The sequence below is a fragment of the Diaphorobacter sp. J5-51 genome (assembly GCF_001023515.1).
Classification (GTDB): domain Bacteria; phylum Pseudomonadota; class Gammaproteobacteria; order Burkholderiales; family Burkholderiaceae_C; genus Diaphorobacter; species Diaphorobacter nitroreducens.
On the sequence record NZ_JSYI01000060.1, the window covers coordinates 1 to 731 of the forward strand.

Sequence of the window (731 nt, forward strand, 5' to 3'; positions counted from 1 at the left end):
ATACCTTGGTAGCCCGCATCACCAAACCCGTCTGTCTCCTGCCCGTGCAGCAAGCTGTTGCCCTCTACAACGTCGGCCACGTTACCCGAGGTGCCTATGACGGTATGCACGAGTCCCGAGTCTGCATCCACGCCGATATGGGCCTTCATGCCAAAGTGCCATTCGTTGCCCTTTTGGCTCGAATGCATCTCTGGATCGCGCTTTCTGTCCTTGTTCTTGGTAGAGCTAGGCGCTGCAATCAAGGTGGCATCCACCGCAGTGCCTGCCTTGAGCAGCAAGCCCTGGGCTGCCAGAAGCTCGTTGACAGTGGCCAGAATCTGCTCGGCCAGCTTGTGTTTCTCAAGCCGATGACGAAACCTCAGGATGGTGCTCTCGTCAGGCACCCTCCCATGGACATCAAGACCTGCAAACTCCCGGTAGATCGGGGTGTCAAAGAAGGCCTCTTCCATCGCCAGATCTGACAGGGTGAACCACTGCTGCATGCAGTGGATGCGCAGCATGGTCTCCAGGGCAAAGGGTGGGCGGCCGTTCTTGCCTTCGGGGTAATAGGGCGCAATGAGTTCGACCAGAGCAGCCCAGGGAACCACCAAATCCATCTGGATCAGCAGTTCTTGCTTGCGGGTCTTTTTGGTGCTCAGTTTCAGGTCAAGGCTGCTTTGCTTCATGGGCGGGGAGGATGCCATGACTTCCTGGCTTCTAGCAGACTGCGTTCGGGGTTTTGCAGGATTTCC

Annotated in this window: 1 protein-coding gene; it reads right to left on the reverse strand. The window is 57.2% G+C overall.

Going from position 1 to position 731, the window contains the following annotated elements:
• On the reverse strand, nucleotides 1–665 hold a 665-nt coding region (locus tag OX89_RS08930), incomplete at its 3' end, for an IS5 family transposase (protein WP_047350357.1).
• Nucleotides 666–731: the final 66 nt, after the last annotated feature.